This is a genomic window from Azospirillum sp. UENF 112521 (assembly GCF_058780665.1).
Genome location: NZ_JBSNCI010000009.1, coordinates 458,054 through 475,791 on the forward strand (window position 1 = coordinate 458,054; position 17,738 = coordinate 475,791).

General features: G+C 67.8%; 18 protein-coding genes. 4 read left to right on the forward strand and 14 right to left on the reverse strand.

What is annotated here, in order from left to right:
• The first annotated feature begins 30 nt into the window (after positions 1-30).
• Positions 31-639: a cold-shock protein gene (locus tag ACWPN8_RS33705; RefSeq protein WP_109096490.1), complete on the forward strand. Its 609-nt coding sequence runs from the start codon at positions 31-33 to the stop codon at positions 637-639.
• Between the two features lie 88 nt (positions 640-727).
• On the opposite strand, the gene ACWPN8_RS33710 is transcribed toward ACWPN8_RS33705, so the two are convergent.
• Complete coding sequence (locus ACWPN8_RS33710) at positions 728-1,207, reverse strand: Lrp/AsnC family transcriptional regulator (protein ID WP_109048989.1); 480 nt, start codon at positions 1,205-1,207, stop codon at positions 728-730.
• 146 nt (positions 1,208-1,353) lie between these two features.
• Between ACWPN8_RS33710 and ACWPN8_RS33715 the strand changes: the two genes are divergently transcribed.
• Entirely contained in the window at positions 1,354-1,971 is a 618-nt protein-coding gene (locus ACWPN8_RS33715) for a DedA family protein (RefSeq protein ID WP_492243932.1), read from the forward strand.
• Between the two features lie 107 nt (positions 1,972-2,078).
• On the forward strand, positions 2,079-2,765 hold the full coding sequence (locus ACWPN8_RS33720) for an alpha/beta fold hydrolase (RefSeq protein WP_492243933.1): 687 nt from the start codon (positions 2,079-2,081) through the stop codon (positions 2,763-2,765).
• Here ACWPN8_RS33720 and ACWPN8_RS33725 read toward each other — a convergent pair.
• Positions 2,762-3,505, reverse strand: a complete 744-nt coding sequence (locus ACWPN8_RS33725) for a helix-turn-helix domain-containing protein (protein ID WP_492243934.1) — start codon at positions 3,503-3,505, stop codon at positions 2,762-2,764. The two genes, ACWPN8_RS33720 and ACWPN8_RS33725, sit on opposite strands and share 4 nt — an antisense overlap.
• A gap of 336 nt (positions 3,506-3,841) precedes the next feature.
• On the opposite strand from ACWPN8_RS33725, the gene scpC reads away from it, so the two are divergent.
• Complete coding sequence (gene scpC, locus ACWPN8_RS33730) at positions 3,842-5,350, forward strand: succinyl-CoA:acetate CoA-transferase ScpC (RefSeq protein WP_492243935.1); 1,509 nt, start codon at positions 3,842-3,844, stop codon at positions 5,348-5,350.
• Positions 5,351-5,411: 61 nt separating this feature from the next.
• Here the strand turns inward: scpC and ACWPN8_RS33735 are convergent, their stop codons facing one another.
• The 12 genes from ACWPN8_RS33735 to ACWPN8_RS33790 all read right to left on the reverse strand — a co-directional run bounded on the left by ACWPN8_RS33735 (position 5,412) and on the right by ACWPN8_RS33790 (position 17,679).
• Entirely contained in the window at positions 5,412-5,597 is a 186-nt protein-coding gene (locus ACWPN8_RS33735) for a hypothetical protein (protein ID WP_109152762.1), read from the reverse strand.
• Positions 5,598-5,728: 131 nt separating this feature from the next.
• A complete protein-coding gene (locus ACWPN8_RS33740; protein ID WP_492243936.1) occupies positions 5,729-6,448 on the reverse strand; it encodes an endonuclease III domain-containing protein in 720 nt (239 codons plus the stop codon).
• Between the two features lie 69 nt (positions 6,449-6,517).
• A complete protein-coding gene (locus ACWPN8_RS33745) occupies positions 6,518-8,350 on the reverse strand; it encodes an ATP-binding response regulator (RefSeq protein ID WP_492243937.1) in 1,833 nt (610 codons plus the stop codon).
• Positions 8,351-8,353: 3 nt separating this feature from the next.
• The gene (gene nosP, locus ACWPN8_RS33750; protein WP_247872827.1) at positions 8,354-9,526 is read right to left on the reverse strand and encodes a nitric oxide-sensing protein NosP; all 1,173 of its coding nucleotides are present in this window, start codon (positions 9,524-9,526) and stop codon (positions 8,354-8,356) included.
• 141 nt (positions 9,527-9,667) lie between these two features.
• Complete coding sequence (locus tag ACWPN8_RS33755) at positions 9,668-10,060, reverse strand: DUF779 domain-containing protein (protein WP_492243938.1); 393 nt, start codon at positions 10,058-10,060, stop codon at positions 9,668-9,670.
• Positions 10,061-10,152: 92 nt separating this feature from the next.
• Positions 10,153-11,673, reverse strand: a complete 1,521-nt coding sequence (gene adh / locus ACWPN8_RS33760) for an aldehyde dehydrogenase (protein ID WP_109096481.1) — start codon at positions 11,671-11,673, stop codon at positions 10,153-10,155.
• A 169-nt stretch (positions 11,674-11,842) separates the two neighbouring features.
• Positions 11,843-12,856 (reverse strand): formate dehydrogenase subunit gamma, encoded by a 1,014-nt coding sequence (locus ACWPN8_RS33765; RefSeq protein WP_492243939.1) that lies wholly within the window; start codon positions 12,854-12,856, stop codon positions 11,843-11,845.
• Between the two features lie 37 nt (positions 12,857-12,893).
• On the reverse strand, positions 12,894-13,529 hold the full coding sequence (gene fdh3B, locus ACWPN8_RS33770) for a formate dehydrogenase FDH3 subunit beta (RefSeq protein WP_098736175.1): 636 nt from the start codon (positions 13,527-13,529) through the stop codon (positions 12,894-12,896).
• A 22-nt stretch (positions 13,530-13,551) separates the two neighbouring features.
• Positions 13,552-16,482, reverse strand: a complete 2,931-nt coding sequence (locus ACWPN8_RS33775) for a formate dehydrogenase subunit alpha (protein WP_492243940.1) — start codon at positions 16,480-16,482, stop codon at positions 13,552-13,554.
• Between the two features lie 20 nt (positions 16,483-16,502).
• Positions 16,503-16,727 carry a twin-arginine translocation signal domain-containing protein gene (locus ACWPN8_RS33780; protein WP_492243941.1) on the reverse strand — a complete coding sequence of 75 codons (225 nt, stop codon included), beginning with the start codon at positions 16,725-16,727 and terminating at the stop codon, positions 16,503-16,505.
• Entirely contained in the window at positions 16,724-17,332 is a 609-nt protein-coding gene (locus ACWPN8_RS33785) for a TorD/DmsD family molecular chaperone (protein ID WP_492243942.1), read from the reverse strand. The genes ACWPN8_RS33780 and ACWPN8_RS33785 overlap by 4 nt, the downstream gene beginning before the upstream one ends.
• A 140-nt stretch (positions 17,333-17,472) precedes the next feature.
• Positions 17,473-17,679, reverse strand: a complete 207-nt coding sequence (locus ACWPN8_RS33790) for a hypothetical protein (RefSeq protein WP_492243943.1) — start codon at positions 17,677-17,679, stop codon at positions 17,473-17,475.
• Positions 17,680-17,738: the final 59 nt, after the last annotated feature.

Here is a 17,738-nt window from a genome sequence, read left to right on the forward strand (position 1 = left end):
GGTTTAACACGACAGATGAGACGATAACTGATGTTCGACCGTCCGCAGCGCTCTTCCTTCCGCGCTCCTGAAATCACCCAGCGCGACATCCGCGCCACCGTCAAGTGGTTCAACGCCACCAAGGGCTTCGGCTTCGTCACCCCCGACGATGGGTCGCCCGACGCTTTCCTGCACTCCACGGTTCTGCAGTTCTGCGGACACGACAGCCTGCCCGAAGGCGCCACCATCACCTGTGACCTGTCGCGCGGCCCGAAGGGCCCGCAGGTCGCCACCATCCACGCGGTCGACACCTCGACCGCCGCTCCGAGCCGTCCGTCGCGCGCCCCGCGCGAGCGTGACAGCTGGGGCAACGACGGCGGCTACGGCGGCGGCAACAGCTACGGCGGCGGCAGCCGCGGCGGTTACGACAGCTACGGCGATTCGGACGGCGGCGAAGTCGTCGACGGCACGGTGAAGTGGTTCAACGTGTCGAAGGGCTTCGGCTTCATCGCCCCGTCGACCGGCGGCAAGGACATCTTCGTGCACATCCGTGCGCTGGAGCGGTCGGGCATCAACGGCCTGGACGACGGTGCGCAGGTCCGCGTCACCATCCGCCAGGGCGCCAAGGGTCCCGAGGCTCAGCGCGTCGAGATGGCCTGATCTCTCATCGGTCGTTGTGATGTGAAAAAGCCCCCGCTCCACCGGAGCGGGGGCTTTTTCATTGATGCCGTTCAAGAAAGTTGGCTGCTCACTCCAGATGGTCCAGCGGCAGCCGGGTCTCGAACTTCACCTCCTTCAGGGTGACGCTCGATTTGACGTGCGACACCGCGGGGATGGAGAAGATGCGCTCGCTGAGGAAGCGGCCGTAATCCTCGGTGGTCGGCACGACGATGCGCAGCAGATAGTCGGCGTCGCCGGTGACCGCGAAACATTCCAGCACCTCCGGCATGCCGGCGATGGCGGTCTCGAACTGGTCGACCGCATTCTCCTTGTGGCGCTCCAGCGTGACATGGGCGAAGACGCATTCGCCGAGCCCCAGCTTGCGCGGGTCGAGCTGCACCGTGTAGCGGCGGATGACGCCAATCTCCTCCATCGACCGCACCCGGCGCCAGCAGGGGGAGGCCGACAGCCCGACCGTGTCGCCCAGTTCCTGCATGGTCAGGCGGGCATTCTCCTGCAGGGCCGCCAGGATCCCCTTCTCATGCCGGTCGAGCTTGATCGCCGCCATTGGCACTTTCTCCGTCCATCCAATCGTTGCATCTGCAAACATAAGCAGGGCCGGCGGCCGGTGCGAGCCCTTCCATGCAACCAATCCCCCCGTCGCGGTGTTGCTCCGGCGGTGGGTGGCGGGTCGGCAGGCGCGAGGAGAAGACCGTGTTCGATTGGATTGTCGGTATGGTGGAGCAGACGGGCTATCTCGGCGTCGCTCTGCTGATGTTCGCGGAGAACCTGTTTCCCCCCATTCCATCGGAGCTGATCCTGCCGCTGGCCGGCTTCACCGCCGCAAGGGGCGACCTTGGCCTGCCGATGATCATCGTTTCGGGCACCGTGGGTGCGGTGCTGGGGGCGCTGTTCTGGTATGGGATCGGCCGCTGGGTCGGCAGCCGCCGGCTGAAACAGTGGGCGGCACGCCATGGCCGCTGGCTGACCATCGCACCGGAGGAGGTGGACGAGGCCGCCGCCCATTTCCGCGAGCATGGCGGCCGGGCGGTGCTGATCGGCCGGATGATCCCGGCGGTGCGCACGCTGATCTCCATCCCCGCCGGGGTGTCAAACATGGCGCTGATGCCGTTCCTGCTCTACACCACGCTGGGCACCGCGATCTGGACGACCTTCCTGGCGAGCGCCGGCTATCTGCTGGAGGACCGCTACCAGCAGATCGCCAACTGGGTGAACCCTGTGTCCAACATCGTCGCCGCCGGGATCGCCCTCTGGTACGTCTACCGCGTCGCCACCTTCGGCCGGCGGTCGGCCCGCCAGCCGGCGGAATAACGGCCAAGCCCTTTTCCGCATTGAGGAAAAGCGCCACGCCCCCTCTGGACGGTCCGGCTTTCGCCATGCTCTGACTGGCGGGTCCGACCGCCTGTGGGAGCCTTTCCATGAGTTCCAATCCGACCATCATCCTCGTCCATGGCGCCTTCGCCGACGGTTCCTCCTGGGGCCGGGTGATCGCCCGCTTGCAGGCGGAAGGCTTCGCGGCGGTCGCGGTGCAGAACCCGCTGGTTTCGCTCGACGACGATGTCGCCCATGTCCAGCGCGCCATCGACCGGACCAAGGGGCCGGTGGTGCTGGTCGGCCATTCCTGGGGCGGGGCGGTCATCACCCAGATCGGCGAGCAGGAGCGGGTGAAGTCCCTCGTCTATGTCGCCGCCTTCGCTCCCGACGTCGGGCAATCGCCGAACGACACGCTGAAGCCCTTCCCGCCGTCGGCCGGCCTGTCGGGCGTGTCGGTGGACAAAGGCCGCTTCCTGACCCTGACGCCGGAGGGCATGGCCCGCAACTTCGCCCAGGATCTGCCGGCGGAGGAGGTCGCCCTGCTGGCCGCCACCCAGGGGCCGGTCGCGGCGGCCTGCTTCGCCAGCAAGGTCGGTGCCGCCGCCTGGAAGACAAAGCCCGCCTGGTATGTCGTCGCCAGCCAGGACCGCATGCTGCCGCCGGACTTCCTGCGTGCCACCGCGTCGCGCATCGGCGCCCGGACGGTCGAGGTCGAAAGCGGCCATGCCCCCCACCTGTCGCGCCCCGATGCGGTGGCGGCGGTGATCGTCGAAGCGGCCCGCGGAACTTAAACGCCCTTCCGCACCGCCCCCGGCGTGGTGCCGCGCCGCCGCCGCAGGCTGCGGGTCAGGGCGCTCTGGTCGGAGAAACCGACCGCCAAAGCCACCTCCGCCAGCGCCAGGCGGCCATCCCGCAGCAGCGCCTCCGCCCGGTCCAGCCGCAATTCGGCCAGCAGGCGGGCCGGTGTGCTGCCGGTGCGGGCACGGAAGCGTTCATAGAACCGGCTGGGCGCCAGACCGGCCGCCTCGGCCAGCTCCGCCACCGTCAACGGCTCGCCGCAGCGCTCCGCCATCAGGGCCAGGGCGCGGTCGATGGGATCCCTTGTCGATACGGAGGGCGGCGGCTGGCGCGCCTCCAGGGCGCGCAGCAGCAGCCCCGCCGAGTGATGGGCCAGCACCGGGTCGAGCGGACGGTCGGCCGCCTCCGCCGCGAGATAGCGCACCAGACCATCCAGCGCCCCGTCGATGGCGAAGAAGGCATTGCAGGCGCGCACCGCCGCCTCCGGCACCAGCCCGGCGGCCGGTACATCCAGCACGACGAAGCGGTTGGCGCCGCCGCTGCGGAAGCTGTGCGGCACGCCGTCGGCCACCAGCACCCCGCGCCCGTCTCCCACCCGGCCGCAGGCGCCGCCGACCTCCATGTCGAGGGTGCCGGCGATGGGCAGCACGATCTGGTGATGGTCATGCGCGTGCCGCCGTTCATGCCCGTCGTAACTGCGGGTGCTGACGGTCGGCCGATGCGGGGACGCCACGCCGGCGGACTCCTGGAATCGGTTCGAGAGACCGATGGTACGCCCTCGACCATTCCGCCGGCAACCGCCCCGTTGCCGGACGATGCTTGCCAAATACCGATTTGCGAAACTGTGTTTCGGCAAATATCCATACAATCGAACGAAGTCTCTGGTCGCATTCCGAACGGATATGGCGATATTCGCCCACCCATTCACTTCTCCGTGACCTGATATTCCGGACGAACGGTTGCGGTATCGGACAGCCCGTCCTTATGAGTATTTTCAAATAAGAAAAACGAACACCAAGGCACGTATCGTTCGTCATTCGACAAAAAACACTCATAAAAGGAACGCCCGATGTACCGAGATCGCATCCGCCTGAAATCCTTGTGGGGCAAGGTGGTGCCGGCGGAGGAAGCCGCTTTCCTTATCAAGGACGGCATGACCGTGGGCATGAGCGGCTTCACCCGTGCCGGCGACGCCAAGGCGGTGCCGCTGGCGCTGGCCGAGCGCGCCGCGTCGGAGAAGCTGAAGATCACGCTGATGACCGGCGCCTCGCTGGGCAACGACGTGGACCGGATCCTGACGGAGGCGGGGGTGCTGTCGCGCCGCCTGCCCTTCCAGGCCGACCCGGTGCTGCGCAAGGCGATCAACCGCGGCGAGGTGATGTTCGTCGACCAGCATCTGTCGGAAACGGTGGAACTGCTGCGCTCGCGCCAGATGGGGCCGGTCGATGTCGCGGTGATCGAGGCCTGTGCCATCACCGACACCGGCGGGATCGTGCCGACCACCTCCATCGGCAATTCGGCGACCTTCGCCATCCTGGCCGAAAAGATCATCATCGAGCTGAACCTGACCCAGCCGCTGGATCTGGAGGGGATGCACGACGTCTATATCCCGACGCGCCGCCCCTTCCGCGAACCGATCCCGGTGGTGACGGCGGAAAGCCGGGCCGGCCTGCCCTACATACCCATCGATCCGTCGAAGATCGCCGCCATCGTGGTGACGCGCAAGCAGGACAGCTCCGCCAGCATCCTGCCGCCCGATGACGAGACCAACGCCATCGCCGGCCACCTGATCGAGTTCTTCGGCCGCGAGGTGAAACAGGGCCGGCTCGGCCGGTCGCTGGCGCCGCTCCAGGCCGGCATCGGCACCATCGCCAACGCGGTGCTGCACGGGCTGATCGACGGGCCGTTCCACGATCTGACCATGTACAGCGAAGTGCTGCAGGACAGCACCTTCGAGCTGTTCGACGCCGGCAAGTTGAATTTCGCGTCCGGATCCTCGATCACGCTCAGCGCCGGGAAGTACGCCGAGGTGCTGCCGAAGATCGGCTCCTACAAGGGCCGGCTGCTGCTGCGCCCGCAGGAGATCTCCAACCATCCCGAGGTGATCCGCCGCCTGGGCGTCATCGGCATCAACACGGCGCTGGAGTGCGACATCCACGGCAACGTCAACTCCACCCACGTCAACGGCACACAGATGATGAACGGCATCGGCGGCTCCGGCGACTTCGCCCGCAACAGCCACCTCGCCATCTTCGTCACCAAGTCGCTGGCCAAGGGCGGCGCCATCTCCAGCATCGTGCCGATGGTCACCCATGTCGACCACAACGAGCATGACGTCGATGTGCTGGTGACGGAGGTCGGGCTGGCCGACCTGCGCGGTCTGGCGCCGCGCGAGCGGGCGGAGACCATCATCCGCAACTGCGTCCATCCCAGCTACCGCGAACTGGCGGCCGACTATCACCGCCGGGCGCTTCAGCGCGGCGGCCACACCCCGCACCTGCTGGAGGAAGCCTTCGCTTGGCACAGCCGCTTCCAGCAGACCGGCAGCATGATCCCGGCGCCGCTGGCGGCCGAATAGGCTCCCTCAAAAACGGGCGGGCCGCGGAATGCCGCGGCCCGTTCCCGTTGCCCATATGCTGTCAGACGTGCTGCCCGCCATTGCGTTCCAAGTAGAGAAGCAGAGCGGGGTAATAGTGCTTGCGCTCGGACGAAATCTTCTCGCAGAAACGGCGTGCAGCTCCGCTCTTGAGCCAGTCCTCAAGCTGGCCGTTCTGCCGTTTTTCCGCGACGATGGCATCGATCGCGTCCAAAATCTTGTGAATCACCTCAGGCCTCGTCTTATGAAGATCGGAGCGGCGTCTTCGTCGCTCTCACAATCCTATATGCGCTCGCCTGACGGTGAAGGGCCCTGCATTCTGGGAATGGCTGCGTGTTGCAATGCACAAAACGAATGGCTTCACGCCCTCTCCCGCTCCTCCTCAGGCGGGCGGAGCGCCTGTCCGGTCGGGCAGAGCCGCAACAGCACGCAGCGGTCGCAAGCCGGTGCCTGATAATAGCAACAGCGCTGGCCGTGCAGCATCATGACCTCATGGTTGTCATAGACCTGCTGGGCGTCCCACCCCTCCGGCAGTTGCGCCGACAGCACGGCGTGGGACGGGCCGACGGCGAGAGTGGCGGGGATCAGGCCGGTGCGCACGGCGACGCGGTGATGGTGGCTGTCCACCGGCAACGCGGCCTGCCGCAAAGTGGAGAAGCTTAGCACCGCGGCACTGGTCTTCGGTCCGACACCCGGCAACTCCTCCAGCCACGCACGGGCGTCGGGCACCGGCATGCCGGACAACAGGTCGAGCGACAGGCTGCCGACCCGCTCGGTGATGCGGCGCAGGATGGCCTGGATGCGCGGCGCCTTCTGCTCCGGCCAGGTGACGCCGGCGATGGTCGCCTCCACTTCGGCAACCGGCGCGTCGCGCACCGACTGCCAATCCGGCCAGCGCCGCCGCAGCGCCTTGAAGGCGGCGCCCGAGGCCGCATTGCGGGTGCGGTGCGACAGCAGCGACGACACCAGCTCGCTGAGCGGGTCGAGGCTGTGGAAATAGGCGACCGGGCAGCCGTAGACGGTGCACAGCAGCCGGTGGATTTCGAGCGCCTTGTCGCGCAACGCAGCGGGGTCGGTCATGAAAACCGACAACAGCCGAACCGGCAAGGCGTTACCGGTAAATCATCAGGCTCTCTTCGCCGCCCGCCCCTACCCCACCAGCCCCGACATCACCGCGCGCAGCTGCGCCGGCTTTACCGGCTTGTTCAGCACGAGGCAGCCGGCCGCCTTGGCCTCGTCCGCCAGTTCCGGAGTGCGGTTGGCGGTGACGATCACGGCGGGCAGGATGCGGCCGCAGGCGGCGCGCAGCCGCGCCACCTCGTCCACCCCCAGCACGCCGTCGTCGAGGTGATAGTCGGCGATCAGCAGATCCGGCGGCTGCGGCATGCCGGACAGCAGCGCCAGAGCCTCGTCGCCATTGGTGGCCGACACCACGTCGCAGGCCCAGCCGCGCAGCAGCGCTTCCATCCCCGCCACCACCGCCGGCTCGTTGTCCAGCACCAGCACCGAGGTGCCGGCCAGCCGGTTGGTCATCGGCCGGGCGGCGATGCTGGCCGGGCGGACGGCGCGGCGCTCGGTCCCGCGCGGCACGGTGACGGCGAAGACGGAGCCCCGGCCCGGCTCCGACCGCACGGTGATCGGGTGGTCCAGCATGCGGGCGACGCGGTCGACGATGGCGAGCCCCAGCCCCATGCCGCGGTCGCGCCCCTTGGTGACCGGAGTGTCGAGACGGCGGAATTCCTGGAAAATCTCGGCGATCTTGTCGCGCGGGATGCCGGGGCCGTTGTCCCACACCTCGATGCGGATGCCGCCGTCGCCGGTGCGGCGGCAGCCGACCACCACCCGGCCGCCCTGGACGTAGCGCAGCGCGTTGGACAGGAAATTCTGCACGATCCGGCGCAACAGCCGCATGTCGCTGCGCACCACCGCCCCCGACCCCACCACCTTCAAATCGATGCCGCGCTCCGCCGCCACCGCGGCATATTCGGTGGCGAGCGGCGCCAGGATGCCGCGCAGCGGAAAGTCGGTCACCTCCGGCGTCACCGCCCCGGCATCGAGCTTGGAGATATCGAGCAAAGCCGACAGCAGATCCTCCACCGATGTCAGCGCCGCATCGACGTTCTCCACCAGCTCCGCATTGGCGTCGGGCTGCTCCAGATCGGCGAGCGCCGAGACGAACAGGCGGGCGGCGTTCAGCGGCTGCAACAGATCGTGGCTGGCGGCGGCGATGAAGCGTGTCTTGGACAAATTGGCCTGATCGGCCTGGGACTTGGCCTGCTGCAGCTGGTCGTTCAACATCATCAGTGCGGATTTCTCCGCCTGTTCGGATTCGCGCCGCCGTTCCTCCTCGCGCTTGACGTCGGTGATGTCGGTGTAGACGCCGACGATGCCGCCGTCGCGCGTGCGCCGCTCGTTCACCTGGATCCAGCGGCCATCCGCCAGCCGGTTCAGGAAGACGCCCTTCAGGTCGTGGCGGTGCTCCATCCGTTCGCGCAGCCAGACGTCGGGCGGCGGCTCGGCGACGGCATCGGCGGCGGCGACCATCGCCACCAGATCGTTGAAGCGGATGCCGGCCTGGATGCGGCCCGCCACCGACGGCCAGTAGGACAGGTATTTGCGATTGCACAGCACCAGCCGGTCAGCGGAATCGAACAGGGCGAACCCCTCGTTCACCGACTCGATCGCCTCGAACAGGCGGGTGCGCATGGTGTCCGCCAGCTCCTTGGCGCGGGCGAGGTCGCGGTTGCTGTCCTCCAGCTTGTGCAGGGCGCGTTCCAGCTCCAGCGTGCGCTCGCGGATCTTCTGTTCCAGCACGATGGCGGTCTGGAACAGCGAGAAGGCGCCGCCCTGGAAATCCATCGACCGCTCGACGCGGTCCATCAGCACCTTGTTGATGCGCTGGAGCTTGGCGTTCTCCCGCTCCAGCTCGGCGATGCGGTCGGCGGGGTCGAGTGTCCAGTTGCGGGTCTGCATGCCGGCCATGGCTTAGCGCCCTCCGATGGCGACGCCCGTGAAGGTCTGGTTGACGTGCATGCCGTTGACCTGCTCGCCATAGGCGCAGAACCCGACGACGCGGTGACGGGCCAGCCGGTCGGACATCACGGCGTTCAGCTGCCGCTGCTCCATCTCCAGCCGGCGCAGGATGCAGTCGCAGCCGAGGATCAGGTCGGGGGCGCCGACCTCCGCCTCGATGCCCTCGATCAGCCCATCGAAATTGGCGACCGGATCGACCCCCTCCGCCACCGTCAGGACGATGCCCTCGTCGATGGCGCAGAAGAAGGTCAGGCTCTCGTCGTCGTTCACCTTCTGGATCGAGCGGACATGATACTGGCCGCCGACCCGCACCACGACCGGGTGGGAGGCGAAGATCATCGGGGTCAGCGGCTCCCCCTCCAGCCCGACCAGACGGGCATATTCGCGGCCTGCCGGCTCGGCATTGATCTCATGGACGATGCGGTGCTGCGGATCGGCGCCGGTGACCACCATCTTGCGGTCGGAGCTGACGAAATGCTGGGTGCGGAAGACGGTGAAGGGCCGCGTCGTGGTGAACAGCGCCACCACCGCGGCGTCTGCGTGGAAGGCGCCCTCGTGCAGGACGAAAGTGCGTTCGAAATGCAGGTCGTCGCCGGCCGAGGCGCCGAACAGCGGGATGTCGATCAGCGCGTTGTGCAGTGCGCTGACCACCGTCTCCTCGCTCATCGACAGCCCGTCGATCAGCAGCATGGCGAAGCTGCGGGCCTCCTCGCCCAGCGGCACCGGGCGGGTCCCCATCGCGCGGTCGCGGCGCGACAGCAGCGACCGCGCGATGGCGGTGCTGTCGGCGATCTCGAAGCGGTCGACATGGTCGACCAGCGCGGTGACGATGCAGAAATCCTCGGTCGGGAAGCCCACCGCCACCAGGGCGTTGGTGGTGTAGCCGCCGGGGCCGATCTCCCCCGCCGTGGTGCAGCCGATCACCGGCACCATGCCGAACTGCCCCGCCAGCGCGTCGGCCAGCGCCTCGCGGTCATAGCTTGGGGCGCAGAAGACGACCACCAGTTCCAAAGCCACCTCGCCCAGCCCGGCGCGCAGTTCCCGCGCCGCCTCGTCCGGGCGTTCGGCATGGGTGACGGCGCGCGGCATGCCGTCGCCGGAGGTCGGCCGTACCGGCCCCGTCACGGAAGTCTCTCCTGCGGACATGGCTTCCCCCTGCACCCCTCGCTCCGTCCGCGGATGCGATCCGGCAAGGGTACTCCAGGGATGGCGGCGGGCAAGACCAATCCGCGGACCGGTGAAGGAGGACATGATGCGGGGCGGCTCCTAAACAGTATCGGCCGGTTGCGGATCGGGCAGGCCGGCCAGCTCCCCGTCGGTGAACAGGCGGGCCCTGGCGATGAAGCGGACGCCGTCCGGCGCCTCGATCGAGAAGCCGCCGCCGCGCGCCTGGATAACGTCCAGGATGACCTGGGTGTTGCGCCACCATTGGAAGGTGTCGTCGGACATGCAGAAGGGCGCACCGGCGACCGTGCCGAGGCACAGGTCGCGACCGCCCATCCTGAACTCCCCCTTCGGCAGGCAGAGCGGCGCCGTACCGTCGCAGCAGCCGCCCGACAGGTGCAGCATCAGCGGCCCGTGCTTCGCGGCAAGCCGGTCCAGCAGGGCGACGGCCTCGGGCGTGGCGGTCACGCGGTCAGTCGGGGTTGGGGCGGTCATGGTGGTCCTTTATCACGAAACCACACGGAGAAAGAAAAAAGGCCGGGGGACACGCCCCCGGCCCAGGTTTGCCCGATAGGGAGGAGCAGGGCTCAGAAGAAGCCGAGCGCTTTCGGGCTGTAGCTGACCAGCAGGTTCTTGGTCTGCTGGTAGTGGTCGAGCATCATCTTGTGCGTCTCGCGGCCGATACCGGACTTCTTGTACCCACCGAAGGCGGCGTGCGCTGGGTACAGGTGGTAGCAGTTGGTCCAGACGCGGCCGGCCTGGATGCCGCGGCCCATGCGGAAGGCGCGGTTGCCGTCACGGCTCCACACGCCGGCGCCCAGGCCGAACTCGCTGTCGTTGGCGATGGCCAGCGCCTCTTCCTCGGTCTCGAAGGTCGTCACGGCGACGACCGGGCCGAAGATCTCCTCCTGGAAGATGCGCATCTTGTTGTGGCCTTCGAGGATGGTCGGCTGCACGTAGTAGCCGCCCTCCAGCTCGCCGCCCAGATGGGCGCGCTCGCCGCCGATCAGGACCTTGGCGCCCTCGGCCTTGCCGATCTCGATGTAGGAGAGGATCTTCTCAAGCTGCTCCTGCGACGCCTGGGCGCCGATCATGGTGCCGCCGTCCAGCGGGTGGCCTTGGGCGATCTTGGCGACGCGCTCGACCGCCAGCTTGATGAAACGGTCGTAGATCGACTTCTGGATCAGGACGCGGCTGGGGCAGGTGCAGACCTCGCCCTGGTTCAGCGCGAACATCGCGAAGCCTTCCAGCGCCTTGTCGAGGAACTCGTCGTCGGCGGCCATCACGTCTTCGAAGAAGATGTTCGGCGACTTGCCGCCCAGCTCGACGGTCGACGGGATGATGTTCTCCGACGCGTATTGCAGGATCAGGCGGCCGGTCGAGGTCTCGCCGGTGAAGGCGATCTTCGAGATGCGCTTGTTGGTGGCGAGCGGCTTGCCGGCCTCGATGCCGAAGCCGTTGACGATGTTCAGCACGCCGGGCGGCAGCAGGTCGCCGATGATCTCGGCCAGCACCATGATCGCCATCGGGGTCTGCTCGGCCGGCTTCAGCACGATGCAGTTGCCGGCGGCCAACGCCGGGGCCAGCTTCCAGGCGGCCATCAGCAGCGGGAAGTTCCAGGGAATGATCTGGCCGACGACGCCCAGCGGCTCATGGAAATGGTAGGCGTAGGTGGTGTGGTCGATCTCGGCGATCGAACCTTCCTGGGCGCGGATGCAGCCGGCATAGTAGCGGAAATGGTCGATGGCGAGCGGAACGTCGGCGGCGCGGGTCTCGCGGATCGGCTTGCCGTTGTCCAGCGTCTCGGCCAGCGCGATGACCTCCAGCCGCTCTTCCATGCGGTCGGCGATCTTCAGCAGGATGTTCGAGCGCTCGGTCGGCGAGGTGCGGCCCCAGGCATCCTTGGCGGCGTGGGCGGCGTCGAGCGCCAGCTCCACGTCGGCGGCTTGGGAACGGGCGATCTCGCACAGCGGCTTGCCGGTGATCGGGGTGAGATTGGTGAAGTATTGGCCATCCACCGGCGCAACCCACTGACCACCGATATAGTTGTCGTAGCGGGGGCGGAGCGCGATCTGCTTCTGGAGCGTGTCGAGAGCCTGGTGGAGCATTTGGGCCGTTCCTCTCAGTGTGGTGAACCGGTCAGGTCTCCGGTCCAGCGCGTTTGTCGAGGGCCATTCAGCCACTCTGAGAGGGAGGGGGTAAATTGTACTATGGAAGGAGACGGTCGGCGGGTGGGATTGTTCGTGTCCCACCCTATGAAAGCATCGGTGTGTCGCTTCACTCCGCCGGCTGGCGCCCCTCGACATAGCCCTTGCGCAGCTGCTCCTGATACCAGCGGCGGTGGTGCTCCATCGCCCAGTTCTCGTCCACCTCGCCGCAGCCCATGGCGTCGAAGGCGCCTTCCATGCCGATGGTGCCGATGTAGATGTGGCCGATCACCGCGGCGATCAGGCCCGCCGCCAGCAGGCCGTGGACGACGTGCATGATCTGCATGCCGCCGATCCCGGAAACGGCGAAGGGCACCATCATCAGATAGCCGGTGGCCGCCATGCCGATGCCGCCCAGCACGATGCTCCAGAACACCAGCTTCTGTCCGGCGTTGAAGCGCCCGGCTTCCGGATGCTGCCCACCGGCCTTGGAGAAGAGCCCGCCTGCCGTCCTGATCCAGGTCCAGTCGGCCTTTTCCGGAATGTTGTCGCGCAGCCACAGGCCCATGATCATCAGCAGCCCGACGACGAAGGGCACGCTGACGAAGTTGTGGATCGACTTGGCGTATTCCGCCAGCGGCGTGAAGGCTTGATGGCCGATCAGCGGGATCAGCAGCGGCCGGCCGAAGGTCAGGATCACCCCGGTCAACGCCATGAGCAGAAAGCTGACCGCCGTCGTCCAATGGGCGAAGCGGTCCAACCCGTTGAAGCGCAGGACCAGCCGCCCCGACTTGCCGCCATGGATGCGGATGGTGCCGCGATAGAGGAAGAAGATCGCCAGGACCGCCGTCATGCCAATGGCGAGCCCGGCGATCGCCAGCCGCAGCGTGTGGGTGCGCCACTCCCGCCATTCCCGCCCTTCCGGCTGGACCAGCACCGCCAGCTTTTCGTCCGGGATGCTGACGCGGCCGATCAGCTTGTCGTCCTGCGGGACGTAGAGCGGCACCTGCTCCTTGGTGGTCGGCGAGTTCTGGCCGGGCACCTGGGTGAGCTGCGCTTGTGCGAAAGTCGAAGCGGCCAAACTCTGAACGGCCAGCAGGGCGATCAGCAGCAGGGTGTGCAGGGGGAGTCTGGTGGGGCGCATGATGGTCTCCCGGAATGGACTTTACTTGCGGAGGCGCTCACGCCCCTCCCGTGCCAGGCCCGCCCGGTGCGAAGGGAGAGCCGCGGTCGTTGCGGCCATAGGCGGTCGACCAGCCCGGCGCGCCCGAGCCGTAGCCGCGGCGCAGCGAGCGCTCCTGATAGATGTCGGCCAGCACTGCCCCGTCGCCACCCATCAGCGCGCGGGTGGAGCACATCTCGGCGCAGAGCGGCAGCTTGCCCTCGGCCAGCCGGTTGGCGCCGTATTTCTGGTATTCCTCGACGCTGCCGTCCGGTTCGGGACCGCCGGCGCAGAAGGTGCACTTGTCCATCTTGCCGCGGCTGCCGAAGTCGGTGGTGCGCGGGTATTGCGGCGCCCCGAATGGGCAGGCGTAGAAGCAGTAGCCGCAGCCGATGCAGAGATCCTTGCTGTGCAGCACCACCCCATCCGCCGTTTGTAGGAAGCAGTCGACCGGGCAGACCGCGGCGCAGGGCGGGTCGTTGCAGTGCATGCAGGCCATGGAGATCGACCGCTCGCCCGGCTTGCCGTCGTTCAGCGTGACCAGCCGGCGGCGGTTGATGCCCCACGGCACCTCATGCTCGTTCTTGCAGGCGGTGACGCAGGCGTTGCATTCGATGCAGCGTTCGGCGTCGCACAGGAACTTCATCCGGGCCATTGTTCTGTTCAGCTCCCGTACGTCACGCCGGCTCGACCCGGCAAAGGGTGACCTTGGTTTCCTGCATGAAGGTGACGGGGTCGTAGCCGTAGGTCGTCACCCCGTTCACCGGCTCGCCCAGCACGATGGGGTCGGTGTCGGGCGGGTAGTTGCCGCGCAGACTGTCGCCCTGCCAGTAGCCGGAGAAGTGGAAGGGCATGAACACCGTGCCGCCGCCGACGCGGTCGGTCACCAGCGCCTTGACCTTGGCCTTGCTGCCGTCCTCCGGCCCATAGACCCAGACCCAGGCGCCGTCCCTGATGCCCAGCCGCTCGGCGTCCTTGGTGTTGATCTCCGCGAACATCGACTGCTGCAACTCGGCCAGCCACGGGTTGGACCGGGTCTCCTCGCCGCCGCCCTCATATTCGACCAGCCGGCCGGAGGTCAGCACCATGGGGAAGCGCTGGCGCAGGTCGCTGTCCGCCACCTTGAACTGGAGCGAGCGGGCAAGCTGGACCAGACGGAAGTCGCGCCGGTCCTCGATGGCCGGGAAAGCCTTCACCAGATCGGGGCGCGGGGAATAGATCGGCTCGCGGTGGACCGGCACCGGGTCGGGCAGGTTCCAGGCGACGGCGCGCGCCTTGGCGTTGCCGTGCGGCACGCAGCCATGCTTCAGCGCAACGCGGATGATGCCCATCGACAGATCGGTCTGCCAGCTGACATTGTCCACCTCGGCCCCGCCGCCGCCGCCGCCGCCGCCGCCGCCGATGGCCTGGATGACGCGCATCTCGTCCGGCGTCAAGTCCTTGTCCCAGCCCAGCTTCTTCAGCACGGCCATGGTGAATTCGGGATAGCCGTCCTCGATCTCCGACCCCTTGGAATAGGAGCCGTCGGCCAGCAGCGAGACGCCGTTGCGCTCCACCCCGAAGCGGGCGCGGAAGACGCCGCCGCCGTCCATCACATGCTTGGAGGTGTCGTAGAGCACGGCCGATCCCGGATGCCTGATCTCCGGATGGCCCCAGCTCGGCCAGGGCAGGCCGTAGTAATCGCCGGCGCAGGGGCCGGAGGCGGCCCGCATGGTGATCTTGTCGAAATCGGCCTGATGCTTCATGTGCATCTTCAGCCGTTCCGGCGACTGGCCGGTGGCGCCGATGGACAGGCAGCTTCGGTTCATCTCGCGCAGGATGTCCTCCGGCACCGGCCGGTCCTTCTCCACCGTGATGTGCTTGAACATCTCGTCGGCGAAGCCGAGCTTGCGCGCCAGCAGATAGATGATGGCGTAGTCGTCCTTCGACTCGAAGATCGGCTCCACCACCTTCTCGCCCCACTGCATCGAGCGGTTGGAGCAGGTGCGCGACCCGTCGGTTTCGAACTGGGTGCAGGCCGGCAGGATGTAGGTGCCGTTGCGCCGCTCTTTGATGGCGGCGAAGGTGGTCGGGTGCGGGTCGGCGATGACCAGAAGGCTGAGCTTCTCCAGCCCCTTCACCATCTCCGGCATGCGGGTGACGGTGTTGCCGCCATGGCCGAAGCACATCATGGCGCGGAGCGGGCTCGGCTGGTCGATCTCGCCGGGCTTCGCCAGCACGGCATCGAACCAGCGGGTGGTCGGGATGCCCTTGGCCTCCATCAGGTCCTTGGTGGCGAAGCGGCCCTTCAGATAGTCGTACTCGACGTCCCAGGCGCGGGCGAAATGCTTCCACGCCCCTTCCGCCAGCCCGTAATAGGCGGGCAGCGTGCTGACATCGAGGCCGAAGTCGGTGGCGCCCTGCACGTTGCAGTGGCCGCGGTAGATGTTGGCGCCGCCGCCGGCCACGCCGATGTTGCCCAGCGCCAGCTGCAAAATCGACAGGGCGCGGACGTTGGCGGTGCCGACCGTGTGCTGGGTGACGCCCATGCACCAGATCACCGTGCTGGGCTTGTTCTTCGCCAGCGCCTCCGCCACCCGGCGAAGCTGCGACCCGGGGGCGCCGGTCACCCGCTCCACCTCTTCCGGAGTCCATTTCTTCACCTCGGCGCGGATCTCGTCCATGCCGTAAACGCGCTGGCGGATGTACTCCTTGTCCTCCCAGCCGTTTTCGAAGATGTGCCACAGCAGGCCCCAGGCGACCGGGATGTCGGTGCCGGGGCGGATGCGGACATACTCGGTGGCATGGGCGGCGGTGCGGGTGAAGCGCGGGTCGATGACGATGAAGGGGGCGCGGTTGTGCTCCTTGCCGCGCAGCATGTGCTGCATCGACACCGGGTGCGCCTCGGCCGGGTTGCCGCCGACGATCACCAGTGCCTTGGAGTTCTGGATGTCGTTGTAGCTGTTGGTCATGGCGCCGTAGCCCCACGTGTTCGCCACGCCGGCGACCGTGGTGGAGTGGCAGATGCGCGCCTGATGATCGACGTTGTTGGTCCCCCAGAAGGCCGCCAGCTTGCGGTAGAGATAGGCGCCCTCGTTGGAGAACTTCGCCGAGCCGAGCCAGAACACCGCGTCCGGCCCGGATGCCTTGCGGATGTCCATCAGCTGGTTGCCGATCTCCTCGATCGCCTGGTCCCAGCCGATGCGCTGCCACACGCCGTCGACCAGCTTGAGCGGGTACTTGACGCGGCGGGTGCCCTTGGTCAGCTCGCGCACCGAAGCGCCCTTGGCACAGTGGGTGCCCTGGTTGATCGGGCTTTCCCAGCCCGGCTCCTGACCGACCCAGACGCCGTTCTGCACCTCGGCGATCACCGTGCAGCCGACCGAGCAGTGGGTGCAGACATTCTTGCGCGTCACCACCTCGACATTCGGCAGGATGGGGCCCGCCTCCGCCTTGCGGATCATGGCACCCGGCAGCGCGCTGACGGCGGCGATGCCGCCCGCGGCAAGGCCGGACCGGCGCAGGAAGCCACGGCGGCTGACGCCCGATTCCAGACTGTCGGCCAAGGCCGCGACCAGACCGGACCGCTTTGCGCCTGCCGCTTTCGCCGAGCTGCGTTTGACCAGCATGGACACCCTCCGGATCGCCCTTAGAGGCGGTTCAGCGCGTAGAAGCGCTTGACGTGTTCGGTTTCGCGGTAGCGGGCCTTCACCTGCTCCTGCGGCGATTCCATTGCCTGCGCCTCGTCGCCGACCGGCAGCACAGCCGCCGCCGCGGCGCCGGCGGCCCCCAGGCCCAGCGTCTTCAGGATGTCGCGGCGTTGCAGCGGATTGCGTGCGGGGGAATTGCACGACGGATCTTGCGGCGTCTTCATGCGTCGGCCCCTTCCAATTCGTCGATCTGTCTGCTCAGGGCCTCCTGCTCGATTTCCAGGAACAGGCGGCCGATGGTGCCGACCGGGCGGTAGAGGCCGGCCGCTTCCGCCGCCTCCAGATCCTGGAAGAAGCGCCCGGCCCAGGGCGTCAGGTGGCTGTCCAGCATGTGGCGCTGCACCGCCGGGTCGGCCCCCTCGCGGATCAGCACGGCCATCACGTCGCAGAGCGCGGCGATGTGGTCCTCCGGCTCCGACACGTCGGGTGCCCGCTCCAGCCCCAGGGCCTGGAGGTCGGCGCGCAGGGCCGACAGCGGCCGGTCGGTCAGGAAGCCGGTGCGGTAGTAGGAGGCATAGGGGACCAGCTCGCCCTGGACGACGCCGATGAACAGCGCGTTGAACTCCCGCTCCGCCGCCTGTGGTTCGGTGGCGCGGGCACGGGCGGCCAGATCGTCGAAGGCCCGGCCGAGCGGCGTCGCGTCGCCGGTGAGGCCGCCCAGCAGCGCCAGCAGGTCGGCGCCCGGCGGGGCGGCCAGCGTCAGCGCCAGCAGCCGGTAGACGTCGGCACGCAAGTCTTCCGCGCCGCTTTCCGGATCATGAACCGTCATCACACTCCCGCAAACCGCTCCGGAAACCCTGTGTGGGGCCATGGTCGGCCCGAGCCTGGTTAACGGCCGGCGCGGGCAAAAGTTGCCTTACCCGGTCGGGGCTACCCTGCCGGGGTCATCCGTTTTCCCCGTTGGCCGGATCACTTCCGCATGTTGCCGGCCTGCTGGGGGTCGATCTGCGGACGGCCGGAGAAGTTGCGGTGCGCAACCGACGCCTCCTCTCCCACCCGCGCTCCGCTCGACGCGAAGGTCTCGTCGGCGCTGCGGGCGAACAGGCTCGGAAGCACCGCCCAGGCGCCGCCCGCCAGGACAACGATGGCGCAGAGCGCAGCAAGGAAGGCTTTCATCGGCAAAACTCCAGACAGCGCTGACCGGGGGGACAGGCCACGCTGCCGGCCTTCCCCGC

Coding starts and splice junctions, on each gene's coding strand:
- ACWPN8_RS33705 (WP_109096490.1), top strand. CDS start 31: ATGTTCGACCGTCCGCAGCGCTCTTCCTTCCGCGCTCCTGAAATCACC.
- ACWPN8_RS33710 (WP_109048989.1), bottom strand. CDS start 1,207: ATGGCGGCGATCAAGCTCGACCGGCATGAGAAGGGGATCCTGGCGGCC.
- ACWPN8_RS33720 (WP_492243933.1), top strand. CDS start 2,079: ATGAGTTCCAATCCGACCATCATCCTCGTCCATGGCGCCTTCGCCGAC.
- scpC (WP_492243935.1), top strand. CDS start 3,842: ATGTACCGAGATCGCATCCGCCTGAAATCCTTGTGGGGCAAGGTGGTG.
- ACWPN8_RS33740 (WP_492243936.1), bottom strand. CDS start 6,448: ATGACCGACCCCGCTGCGTTGCGCGACAAGGCGCTCGAAATCCACCGG.
- ACWPN8_RS33745 (WP_492243937.1), bottom strand. CDS start 8,350: ATGGCCGGCATGCAGACCCGCAACTGGACACTCGACCCCGCCGACCGC.
- ACWPN8_RS33755 (WP_492243938.1), bottom strand. CDS start 10,060: ATGACCGCCCCAACCCCGACTGACCGCGTGACCGCCACGCCCGAGGCC.
- adh (WP_109096481.1), bottom strand. CDS start 11,673: ATGCTCCACCAGGCTCTCGACACGCTCCAGAAGCAGATCGCGCTCCGC.
- ACWPN8_RS33765 (WP_492243939.1), bottom strand. CDS start 12,856: ATGCGCCCCACCAGACTCCCCCTGCACACCCTGCTGCTGATCGCCCTG.
- fdh3B (WP_098736175.1), bottom strand. CDS start 13,529: ATGGCCCGGATGAAGTTCCTGTGCGACGCCGAACGCTGCATCGAATGC.
- ACWPN8_RS33775 (WP_492243940.1), bottom strand. CDS start 16,482: ATGCTGGTCAAACGCAGCTCGGCGAAAGCGGCAGGCGCAAAGCGGTCC.
- ACWPN8_RS33780 (WP_492243941.1), bottom strand. CDS start 16,727: ATGAAGACGCCGCAAGATCCGTCGTGCAATTCCCCCGCACGCAATCCG.
- ACWPN8_RS33785 (WP_492243942.1), bottom strand. CDS start 17,332: ATGACGGTTCATGATCCGGAAAGCGGCGCGGAAGACTTGCGTGCCGAC.
- ACWPN8_RS33790 (WP_492243943.1), bottom strand. CDS start 17,679: ATGAAAGCCTTCCTTGCTGCGCTCTGCGCCATCGTTGTCCTGGCGGGC.